Here is a 10261-nt window from a genome sequence, read left to right as displayed (position 1 = left end):
ATATTTTAAAATATTTAAATAATTTAAACTCAATACTGGTTTTTCCAGCTTCTTATTTATTAATTGATTGTATTTGTTTTGTATTACTATGTTATATTATTAATTTCTAGCATTATTGTTGTAGAATTAGGTTTGCAATTAATGAAGCTTCAGAATGCTTACAAAATCCAAGTTTGGTTTCAAACCATGTTGTGATAGAATTAGGTTTGCAATTTAAGCCCAGCTTGACCTCCTGCTACATTTAAGTCCGTTTCAAACCGTGTTGTGATAGAATTAGGTTTGCAATTTAGAGCTCCTTGCATAAATCATCTAAGAATTCAAGAAGTTTCAAACCATGTTGTGATAGAATTAGGTTTGCAATTTAGAGCTCCTTGCATAAATCATCTAAGAATTCAAGAAGTTTCAAACCATGTTGTGATAGAATTAGGTTTGCAATTTCTAGGTATGTTTGCCCCGTTGGTTTTGTAGCTTGAGTTTCAAACCATTTTGTGATAGAATTAGGTTTGCAATGTGAATAATATGTGTGTAATTGCTTATCGCTAATTGTTTCAAATCATGTTGTGATAGAATTAGGTTTGCAATAAATTAAAAAACTATCGGTTTCTAGATTGCCTATCATGTTTCAAACCGTGTTGTGATAGAATTAGGTTTGCAATATAAGATTTACAATGAGTAGATTTTTAGTGCCTTTAGTTTCAAACCGTGTTGTGATAGAATTAGGTTTGCAATAAGAAGAATTAAAGCAAGAAATATTAAAAGAGCATAGTTTCAAACCGTGTTGTGATAGAATTAGGTTTGCAATTATGGAGTAATTTTAAATAACGATGGTCCATTTACGTTTCAAACCGTGTTGTGTGATAGAATTAGGTTTGCAATAAAAGATAGCAATTTAAATAGTGCTGAAAATTTTGCGTTTCAAACCGTGTTGTGATAGAATTAGGTTTGCAATAGCAAGGAAAACTTGCTTATATATCAAGTATTTGAGAGTTTTTAAAAAGTAGTGATTTTTCCACTTTTAAAATTCTTTCAAATTTTAGTACTTTAGTGGAAAAATTAAACCTATGTTTAGTTTGTATCACTAAAATTAAAAAGCAAATCTAATTCTATCACAACGAGCGTTTGAAATCATAAGTAGGTAGAAATACCGAAAAGTTAGTAAAATATCGGGCAACTGGCTTAGCCACCCCGATAAACTTTAACACAAACATACTAAATTTACTCCCTATCATCACAATAGTTAAAAAATTCACATTGATTACAAGCATTAAGACTAGCGCTACTATTTGGAAAAATTCCATTATCTAAAAGATTTTTCATATCTTTTACAGCTCTTTTAAGCCTAGCAAAATCATTCGGAAAAATATTAAAAACCTTATGTTTTAGATGATTTGATGAGCATAAAATCACTCTTTTGCAAGGCTTAGCATAAGTTTTACTAGCCATTTTTGCGTATGCTAGTAGTTGCATTTTCGCCCCGTTACTAAGATTTAGATTATCGCTTTGTTTAAACTCAAGCACCACCACCTCATCAACCCCAACAAAGAGCATATCACAAACCCCGCACAATTCTTCATCTTCTAAATATTGATTTTTATAGGCTTTATATTCGCTTAGCCCAAGTTTAACAAATGTGCGACTTTTGAAAAGCTCATCTTGCTTTTTATGAAAATCATTGCCAAAATCTACATGCTTAGGATACTTTGGTGTAATATCACAAAAATTATAAAAATAAAATATTCTAGGACAAAACACAAACTGCCTAATCAAACTCGCCTTCAAAAGTTCCATGAAATTCCTATTTCAAATTATTTAAAATTCTCATTGTTTTGGTTAAAATATACACAAGTTACTAAATACTATCAAAACTAAGTTGCTCTAAATCAGCCTTTTTATAGCCGTGCGTATCGTCTAAATCTATCTCGCACCTACACAAAAACGCCTTATCCCCATCATCACAAAGCTTTTTAAAAAGCTCTTTTACCACCTTTATCTCGCTTTTGCTAAGCTCTCCATAAAAGACTGATTTTTGGATATTTAAAAGTCCTAAATCCTTTAACTCTTCAAAAAGCTTTGTTCGTGATTTGTTATCTTCTATATCGTAGCTTACAATATACACGCTCACCACCTAAACACATAAGAATGATAATTATTCGCACCGCACAAAAACCCACTAAGCTTATAAACTTGTCTTTGTATGATGCTTTCAAGACTTAGTTTAGAGTGATTATATGGCAACTTTTTAGCAAGTGAGCTAAAAATCTCATTTGAAATTAGCTTTTTACACTCATTAAAATCACCATTTAGCTGATGCCTTAGCTTGATAATATTTCTATCAACTAAAAAACTTCTATACTCCTCCATAATGTCCAAAACTAACGATGGCTTAGCACTTCTTAAGCTATGAAGCACTCCAAAATATGGGTTTAACCCTGCGTTTATCACGCTTTTATAAATTATGTTTAAAAGTATTGCGTAGCCGTAATTTAGGGCTTTATTTACATTATCATCTGCAAATCTGCCCGTGCGATTTACAAACTCATCTCCTAAAAGCCTTATTTGTCTAAGATAATCAAAATAAACTTTTGCCGCACTTCCTTCAATGCCAAAAATGCTATCTTTTGTCATTTTATAAGTTTTTAGCTCGTTAATAAATGTTTTTAATTGCTCGGTGGTTTTTTGTTTTAGCAAATCATCTTGCAAATACCTTGAAAAGTATAAAATCGTGGAGCGTTGGTTTTTGATTTTACCTATGATTAGCTCTTTTGCTAAGGCTAGGTCTTTGCCGTTTTGTTCGCTTAAAATCTAATGTTTTATCACATTTACGCTTTTATGCTCGTGTAAAGTGTGTAAAGCTAAATGAGATTTAAAATCATTAAAAAATATCTTAACCCCACGCACTCCACAAGCATAGGCTAAGTCACTACTTAGTCCTACACCACGAGATTTTATACTTATGGTTTTTAGGTTTTTAAGTGGATATTCTTTGATTAACTCTCCATCTTTTTTGACTATTAATCTAGCCGATTTTAGCCCCAAATACACCCCGTAAGAATTTACTACGAGATGTTTTAGCACTCTAAACCTTTGTAAATATTTTTTATATTTTTTACATTGCTTGAAAAATTTCCACTTGTGATAAACGATATTTTTAACACATTTTCACTATTTTCCAAAACATCTCTTTTTCTATATGTTTTAGTGTCAAAATTTTCTAACTCTTCTTTGTGTTTTATAATTTCATATTTAAAAAGTTCTGATTTTTTCTTACCATTTTCAGCAATTCCACCAAAACCAAAAGATTTATTAAATAAAATATTTTTACACAAATAAAAAAAGTCATAGTTGATTTTGTTATCTACAATTAAATTTAATTTATTTGTGGAATTAATATTATCAAAATTAATTTCATCGCAATTTATTGTTTTTAAAAAAATATTTGCATTAATTTTATTAATCTCTAAAACAATATTTGAGCGTGTTTTCTCTTGATATAAAATTTCTATACTTTTAAAAGGTATAACATCTATGTTTTTAATTTCTTTTATATCACAAATCCTATACTTTGCAAAACCAGCTTTAAATTGTTTGTGATTGTTAAGAAAATCAATAACCACTAAAATATCTTTTAAGTCTTTTGGTAAAACATTCAAGTTAAAAAACGGAACTGATATAACAGAATTTGTCTTTGTGTTTGTATATGGCAAGGCTTTTACTCCACTAGATGAATTAGTCCACATACCCTCAAAGCCACCATTTCTACGAATTATCATATTTGATGAATTTTTAACCTTTAAAGAATAAATCATTTTTTTAAAATCTCTAAGTTTCCTACCTTTAACATTAAAAAATTCATTATAAGTTTTAAACAATTTGTCTTTATTTAAACTCACTTTACTATGATACTTCACTGCAAATTCTTTTTTAATTTCATCTAAATTTTTATCTTTATTTACAATATAAAATCTTTTTAGTTCTACAGCTTTAGTAACTTTATCAAACTCTTTTTCGCTAAGTTTAAAAATATTATATAAATCATCATATTTAGAATAAAATTTTTGTTTTATAATATTTAAAATCTCTTCTTCGCTATCCATTTTATTAAGATATAAAAACTTAAGTGATTTTTCTAAGTTTTCTTCTCTTAAATCATTAAAAATATCGCGCTTTTTATTTTTTAAAACACTAACAAGTAACATTTGAGTTTTAATGCTATCAGATAATATTTCATCTGGATTTTGTCTTATGATAAAATATTCTTGATTTTCATTTACTTTATCTTTAAGTGTCTCATAAAATTGATAAGTTTTATTAGGCAAATCATTTTCTTTAAACTCTTTAAACCTAACACCATCAAAAAACAATTTATCTATCTCTTCCCTGCCATAAGCTGATAATTGTTTAAATATTTTTTCTAAAGTTTTATTTTTAAAAAAGTCTGTATTTTTTGCTTTAAATTTTGCAAAATAAATATCAAGCATTAAATTAGTATCTATAAAAATTTGCTTAGTCTCATCTACTTTTTTATCATTTTCTATATACTTAAATTCGCCATTCAAATCTTTATAAATATAGTATTTTTTACCTTTGACTTTTGCAAAAACTACGCTTGTGGTATCTTTTGACAAATCAATTAGATTTTTTGAATGCTGATTAAACTTATAGTTTTTAATATCACTTATATCAATACTACTTAAAAAATCTAATTCGGTTTCGTTTTTAGTGTTATAAATTTCATCAAAACTTAAAGAATATATGCTTTCTTTAAATAGTCCAACTCTGCTTTCTTGATTTTTGGGCTTTAATTCTTCATATGATTTAGAATTAAGTCTTATTATTTCACAATCATCATTAAACACATCACTTAAAAAATCATATTTTTTGTATGTATGATAAAACACCAAACTAGCATCAATAGTATGGCTTAGCTCATCTTGAGTTTTAAGTTTATTAAGCTTTACAAACTGCTCTTTTTGATTTTCGTTTATTAATTTAGCAGTAAATGCTTTTCTAGTGTCGCTGATTGTTTTTGAGCTAATGCTATTTGTTTCAAAACCTATTTTTAAATAAGTATTTTTTATATAACTATATAAAATTATTAAGCTATTTCTTACATCTTCACTTATAAATTCATGGTTTTTAGAGTTTTTACTCCATTTTCTTGGTCTTGTAAAAAGCTCGTGTAGATACTCATCATTGCATATAATGTTGAGTATAAATTCTCTTTTGTTTTTAGGAAAATGATTGCTTGTTTTTGTAAAATCTTTTATCTTTTGTAAAAAATCTAAAAATTCATCGCTATTTAAAATGTTTTTTAAATTCTTTTCTATAATTTTTCTTTTGATTTTTTTATGCAAAAGATTTACAAAACGCTTTTGCACGCCATTTACAAGGCTTGATACTTTTGACATTTTCAATAATTCTAACGCTTTATCAAACACATCTTGATAACCACTCACACCATCTAAAAATAACGCATGTCTAAATGCGATTTGCTCTAATCTACTTAGTGAATGATAGCTCCTATACTCGCTCATTTTTGGCATATTGTTTTTTATAAATTTTTTGAAATTACTTTCATTTATTAGGTCTTTTTTTGTAGTTTCTACTTTTTTGCTTTTTTTATCATCTTTAGGAGTGATTATTAAATTTATCTCCTCATAAATACCTTTTAAGTACTCATCACTTAAATCATCAAGCTTTTTATAATTATCTTTTTTCTTTTGGTTTCCATTGCTGCTTACTAAAATCAAGTTTGCTTCCTGGTTAAACTCACCACGAGATGAACTTCTAGGGATTATATGGTCATACTCTCCTTGTTCTTTGATAAACTCAACTCCTTCATAAGCACATACAAGCTTTTCATCGTTTTTATTTGTACTATCCGAATTTCTACTCGTTTTTACCATATCTTTTAACTCTTGTTCAAACAAAAACTTATTTTGCTCTGTATTTATATGAATTTCATCAAATTTAGAAAAATCAATGCCCTTACTAGATAAATACTCAACTATATTATAAGATACTATATCAAGTAGTTTTTCAACCCCACCATTAAACTCTCTAGCTGAGTTTTTACTAAGTGTTTGACAAATCGCTACTTTAGAACCATTTAACCTAAACATAACTTCTTTTGAATGCTCTTTGCAATAATTTGCAAAACCACTTCTAGGTTTTAATAAAATATTAAAAATTTGTAAGATAAAATTAAATTTTCCATAAATTTCGTATGTTTGAAGCTTTACATAAAGCTCATTTGCTAACTCAAAATGCTTAATTATTTTTTGAAAAATCTCATCATTTTTTTGAATTTTATCAAACTCATCATCACTTAATAATATTTTTTCTTTACTTAAAGTTTTTTCTACTTTATACCAAAAGCTACTTGAATTTGATTGATAAATTTTATTGATTTCTACTAAATCTTTTTCAATTTTTTGCTTTTTTATATGGTCTTTAAAATCTTTAACACTATTTTTATCTTTAAAAAATTCATACCCTAGCAATGCATTTAAATCTTGTAAAATCATATTTGTTTTATGTGGAGTTTTGTAAGTACAAACAGATAGCTTATCATTTAAAATGATACCATTTTTAGCAAGTTCTATTTCTTTATAGTATTCTTTTACAAATTTTTGCAAATTTTCATAATCTTTATCATTTAAACCAAGTTGTTTAAATCCATTTTTAATCATACATAAAATTGATTTTTTATCATCATTTAACTCATCCTTTAATTGTTTTAAAGCTGTTTTTCCTAAATGTAAATACCTTGGATACAACAAACTACCCTTTGGTAAATATTCTTTAGAAATATCCAAATACCTTTGTGTTAAAATCTCTATTTTTTGCTCTTTATCGCTTTTTAGACTACTAAAAATACCATCGTTTAAAATGGTTTCAAATATATTTTCTAGATTATTGTGCTCTAAAGCTTCTTTTTTTAGTACTAAGGCATTGCAAATTTGACCTTGTTTATTAACTAAACTCTCATAAGGGGTGATACTTCTTGTAGGATCACAAGTTTTTAAAAAATCTAAAGCTTTACCATTTTGATATTTTTCGCCTAAAAGCTCTAACATATATTTCTTGTTTTTTAACTCGTCATCACTTTTGTATGGGATATAATTTATGTTATCTTTTATCGCTTTATATAGCTTTTTGTCATCATAAGTAGCGTTAGATTTACCATTAAAATACTGCCTAAAAACTCTCGTTTGAAAATTTGAAAGATTACAAATGATATTATAAAGCTCATCTTTAGAAATATTTAAAAAATCATAAAGATTTTTAATTTCTGAAAATCCTGTTTTGAATTCTTTTTTAATGTTTTTCAAATTTAGTTTATCAGCATTGCCTTGAATATCTTCAAAACGATTTAACAAATCCTTTATATCATTTTGATATCTTTTTCTGTGCTTATTATTGGTATTTTCAAGCTCTTTTATAACCGCGTCTATATAGTTTTGCAATTGTTTGCCATCAAAACCATCTTCTTGTTTTTTCAAATTTGCTTTTACAACTAACCTTTTTTGCTCTTTTAAATCTTGTAAAATATCATAATCTTTATCATCTAAAACTTTATCTATTTGACTATTTATAACATCATCTATATCTTTTTTATTTTTAGCACCTATGAAGATAGTTTCGATTAATTTTTCTTGATTTTCTTCATTTATGTTGTCTATATTTGGAGTATTTACATAGTTAAACCCACGATGTTTAAAAAGCCCATAAAATAATTCTAAAATACGAGTTTGGATATACTTATCTAAAGTTTTAAAATCTTCGTTAAATATATATGAGGCCAACTCTTTAAAGGCTCTTACTACAAAATCTTTTCTATTATGGTTTCTTCTTGTGTGTCTTTTAGTAGTTCTTTCATCAACTTTAAAATTTATTTTATCTACTACAAAAGTTGAAGAAAGTGGCTTATTTAGTTCTCTTGTAACAGGATTAAAAATCCTACTTGCACTTATTCCAACTCCATAAAATCCATAATATTTAGCACCTGTATCAAAGTTTAAAGAAAGAATTTGTTTATCATACATCATTACTCCTTATATGATTTTAATTTATATTATATAAGGATAATATAAATATAAATTAAAATAATAATTGTTAAGTATTAAATTATTTACAATCTATCACAATTAGTTTGAAAATATATAATATACAAAAGCAACAAATAATATTTTAGATAATATATGAAAATGGGAGAGCACCATCTCTCCCTATCAAGGTTACAGAGCTTTGCAAAAGCAAAGATACTAGAGCTTGATTTTTTACTAACTTTTCGGTATTTCTACCTACTTATGATTTCAAACGCTCGTTGTGATAGAATTAGATTTGCTTTTTAATTTTAGTGATACAAACTAAACATAGGTTTAATTTTTCCACTAAAGTACTAAAATTTGAAAGAATTTTAAAAGTGGAAAAATCACTACTTTTTAAAAACTCTCAAATACTTAACATACAAACAAGTTTTCCTTGCTATTGCAAACCTAATTCTACCACAACACGGTTTGAAACTTTACTATTAGCTCCTTCATCTTCTTTGTATTGCGATTGCAAACCTAATTCTACCACAACACGGTTTTAAACAATCTTAAATCACTTAAATCTATTTCATTCTGACTTAGATTGCAAACCTAATTCTACCACAACACGGTTTGAAACGTTTTGCTAGAAAATAAATATTTACTTCCTAGCCCTATTGCAAACCTAATTCTACCACAACACGGTTTGAAACTTAAAAACAAAAATAAAAAACTTATCGTAATTTTTTATTGTAAGCCCAATTCTAATAAAATTTAAATAGAAAAATAAAAACCTATTATTACCAAAATTTTTATTAATGCTTTTTTGCAAGACCTGCTTTTATATCTAAATTATTAAGCTTATTTATGCTTTTTGTTAGCTTGTCCATCTTGTCTGTACTAAGCTTTGCAATTTTGCCTAGTTTTTCTAATCTTTCTTGCTGTGTTTTTAGCTTATCAAATCCACCTAAGGCTAACTTTAGCCCTAAGCCAAACTGCATATCCATTAAGTTCTCCTTAATAATGTTTATTTATAATGAATGTAAGACTATATTTGATTGATATAGGTATAACGAGGGCTTGTAGCACTGGTGGGGTCTTTGCTAAAGCTTTAAAAGGTCTAATCAACCTTGCGTTAGTTAGCTTTCCCTCGCTCATCCAATTATTTTTCTTTGTTTAAAATTAAACTATCAACCAAAAACCTACCTTTATCAGGTCTTAAAATAAGTTTATATCTTCTACCTAAAATACTATACATAATGGTTTTACCTCTTTGCTTACTTTCTTTTTCATCTATACTACCCTCTTTAATAATCCTGTCTATTAGTGTATAATCAAGTGGAGTTATTTCAGTGTGTTTTAAATGTGTTGCTATTTGGTATTTATCTAAAAATACACTAGCACCATCAAGCTTTGCTACTTCTATAAAGGCGTGTTCTCTTTTATTGTTTTCTAATAATTTCTTAGTAATTTTGCTAATCTTTATTTTAAACTCCCTATCTATAAGCTCTTTTTGTTCTTCAGTTGGATTTGTTATGCCCATTTGTTTCATCTTTTGTTTTACAAAAGCTTCATATTTAGGCTTATATTCATCGTAAGAAACTTTTAGTTTTTTATATAAATCCTCTCTTTTCATATAATCTACGTAAGCATTATTCATAATTCTACGAGCTTGTTTTCTTAAAGTTTCATCTACACTTTTTACCTTTTCTTCTAATACTTTAAATAAAGCATTATTAGGCTCAATAGGATTATTATCAAATCCACGCACAGCAGCATTTAATGAACTTCTTGGGTCTTTTACGTTTTCTTTATAGCCAAGTGCTTTTGCTTCATCAAGGCTTAAAACCTGTGTTTTACACCTACAACCCCAGCTATTCGGTGGATAATTGTTACGCCAACAATAATGCTCCTTAGGTAAAATAAGTCCGTGAAAGGCTTTAAGTACAACTCTAACCCTATTATGCATAATCGCTACATATCTTAAGTAAGGCTTATCGCTTATAAGTTATTTTTTTTAAATCTTGCTAAACCATATACTTGTCTTAGGTTTTGATTAAAGACAACTCTTAAATGGTGTTTATGAAGTCTGCTAATGCTTTCTAGCTCTTTTACGCAATCTTAAAAGCTCATGCCATTTAAATAAGCCTTTTTTAAGTATGCTATGTATTCTTTTAAGTGTTTCAATTTCATTTATCCCATTAATTAAGAATGTTCTATTATAA

6 protein-coding genes and 1 pseudogene are annotated in these 10261 nt (G+C 27.4%); 1 reads left to right on the top strand and 6 read right to left on the bottom strand.

Translation table 11 applies throughout. The features are described 5' to 3' along the window. Positions 1-264 precede the first annotated feature (264 nt). Positions 265-468: a hypothetical protein gene (locus tag AVBRAN9331_RS09925; protein WP_442862301.1), complete on the top strand. Its 204-nt coding sequence runs from the start codon at positions 265-267 to the stop codon at positions 466-468. A 747-nt stretch (positions 469-1215) separates the two neighbouring features. Here AVBRAN9331_RS09925 and cas4 read toward each other — a convergent pair. The 6 genes and pseudogenes from cas4 to AVBRAN9331_RS09435 form a co-directional block, all read right to left on the bottom strand. Continuing rightward, the gene (cas4, locus tag AVBRAN9331_RS09460) at positions 1216-1788 is read right to left on the bottom strand and encodes a CRISPR-associated protein Cas4 (RefSeq protein ID WP_336612900.1); all 573 of its coding nucleotides are present in this window, start codon (positions 1786-1788) and stop codon (positions 1216-1218) included. A gap of 61 nt (positions 1789-1849) precedes the next feature. Further along, positions 1850-2116 (bottom strand): CRISPR-associated endonuclease Cas2, encoded by a 267-nt coding sequence (cas2, locus tag AVBRAN9331_RS09455; RefSeq protein ID WP_336607398.1) that lies wholly within the window; start codon positions 2114-2116, stop codon positions 1850-1852. Between the two features lie 2 nt (positions 2117-2118). Further along, positions 2119-3075 (bottom strand): annotated as a pseudogene (gene cas1, locus AVBRAN9331_RS09450) (CRISPR-associated endonuclease Cas1). Continuing rightward, positions 3069-8048, bottom strand: a complete 4980-nt coding sequence (locus tag AVBRAN9331_RS09445; protein WP_336612899.1) for a hypothetical protein — start codon at positions 8046-8048, stop codon at positions 3069-3071. Before AVBRAN9331_RS09445 ends, cas1 begins: the two are co-directional and overlap by 7 nt. A gap of 803 nt (positions 8049-8851) precedes the next feature. Further along, a complete protein-coding gene (locus AVBRAN9331_RS09440) occupies positions 8852-9043 on the bottom strand; it encodes a hypothetical protein (protein WP_214150413.1) in 192 nt (63 codons plus the stop codon). Positions 9044-9198: 155 nt separating this feature from the next. Further along, positions 9199-10005 (bottom strand): hypothetical protein, encoded by an 807-nt coding sequence (locus tag AVBRAN9331_RS09435; protein ID WP_336612898.1) that lies wholly within the window; start codon positions 10003-10005, stop codon positions 9199-9201. Between the last annotated feature and the right edge of the window lie 256 nt (positions 10006-10261).

Origin of the sequence: Campylobacter sp. RM9331, assembly GCF_020137685.1 — a bacterium.
Taxonomy (GTDB): domain Bacteria; phylum Campylobacterota; class Campylobacteria; order Campylobacterales; family Campylobacteraceae; genus Campylobacter_E.
Note: the sequence above shows the minus strand (reverse complement) of the source record. Positions and strands in the feature narration are given on the sequence as shown.